Genomic DNA, 1,710 nt, shown 5'->3' with positions numbered 1-1,710 from the left:
CTGTTCCCCGTCAGCACCAATGGCACAGATTTGAGGTTGTGATTTAAGGAGGGTTGGGGCTTCGTCGTAGTGACGAAGGAACGAAGATGAAGCCCCAACCCTCCTCCTTTAAAAAATCGCCTATGAAGGCCCCTGCTGAGCGGGTGGTGAAGGATATCCGGCGGCAGACCCGGCGCCACTTCTCGGCCGAGGACAAGATCAGGATCGTGCTCGACGGGCTGCGCGGTGATGACAGTATCGCCGAGCTGTGCCGCAAGGAAGGCATCGCCCAGAGCCTCTATTACGTGTGGTCGAAGGAGTTCATGGAGGCGGGCAAGCGCCGGCTGGCCGGCGACACCGCCCGTGCTGCGACCACTGATGAGGTCAGGGATCTGCGCCGCGAAGCCAGTGCGCTGAAGGAGTGCGTGGCCGACCTGACCCTCGAGAACCGCCTGCTTAAAAAAAGCATGATCGCGGATGGGGGCGAAGACGAATGAGGTATCCTGCATCCGAGAAGCTCGAGATCATCCGGATCGTCGAGCAGTCGCACCTGCCGGCCAAGCGCACGCTGGACAAGCTCGGCATCGCGCGCCGGACCTTCTACCGCTGGTATGATCGCTTCCTTGAAGGCGGTCCCGAGGCGCTGGCTGACCGGCCTTCAGCGCCGAGCCGGGTGTGGAACCGGATCCCGGCGGACATCCACGATCAGATCATCGAACTGGCACTGGAGCAGTCCGAGCTGAGCCCCCGGGAACTGGCGGTGCGCTTCACCGACGAGAGACGCTACTTCGTGTCCGAAGCCACGGTTTATCGCCTGTTAAAGGCCCATGATCTGATCACCAGCCCGGCCTATGTCGTGATCAAGGCCGCCGATCAGTTCCACACAAAGACCACGCGCCCGAACGAGATGTGGCAGACCGATTTTACCTACTTCAAGATCATCGGATGGGGCTGGATGTATCTGTCGACCGTGCTCGACGACTTCTCGCGCTACATCATCGCTTGGAAACTGTGCACCAACATGCGGGCCGAGGACGTGACCGACACGCTGGACCTCGCCCTCAAGGCCTCGGGCTGCGACAGCGCCACGGTGCTGCACAAGCCCAGGCTGCTCAGCGATAATGGCCCGAGTTACATCGCTGGCGAACTAGCGGAATACATCGAGGCCCGGAAGATGAGCCATGTACGCGGCGCCCCGATGCACCCGCAAACCCAGGGCAAGATCGAGCGCTGGCACCAGACCTTGAAAAACCGCATCCTGCTGGAGAACTACTTCCTGCCCGGTGACCTCGAGGCCCAGATCGAGGCGTTCGTCGAGCACTACAACCACCAGCGTTATCACGAGAGCCTGAACAACGTGACGCCCGCCGACGCCTACTTCGGCAGGGCCCCAGCCATCATCAAACAGCGCGAAAGGATCAAGCGGCAGACCATCGAACATCGGCGCTTGCAACACCGCAAGCTCGCCGCCTAACATCAACCCCCAGACGAGGCCTACACTCCGCTAATCTACGCAGCGATCTGTGCCAAATGTTGTGACGACGGACAGCCGCCTAACATCAACCCCCAGACGAGGCCTACACTCCGCTAATCTACGCAGCGATCTGTGCCAAATGTTGTGACGACGGACAAGTTCCTTGACCTCGTGGATCTCGGCCTGGCCAGCAACGACCAGCGCGAAGTCAGGCCAATGCTGCCGCTTGCGGCCTTCGAACCAATGGCTCCACTGAA

The 1,710-nt window shown here is 60.8% G+C and carries 1 protein-coding gene; it reads left to right on the top strand.

Translation table 11 applies throughout. From position 1 onward, the window contains the following. Positions 1 to 86: 86 nt before the first annotated feature. Positions 87 to 1,453 (top strand): IS3 family transposase gene (locus tag BGN95_RS06780; RefSeq protein WP_286772056.1). Its coding sequence is split into 2 segments (ribosomal slippage): positions 87 to 438 and positions 438 to 1,453, totalling 1,368 coding nucleotides; the frame shifts between segments, so codons are not numbered across the junction. Positions 1,454 to 1,710 lie beyond the last annotated feature (257 nt).

The sequence above is a fragment of the Sphingomonas sp. 66-10 genome (genome assembly GCF_001897045.1).
GTDB classification, from domain to species: domain Bacteria; phylum Pseudomonadota; class Alphaproteobacteria; order Sphingomonadales; family Sphingomonadaceae; genus Sphingomonas; species Sphingomonas lycopersici.
This window is presented reverse-complemented; position numbering and strand designations above follow the sequence as displayed.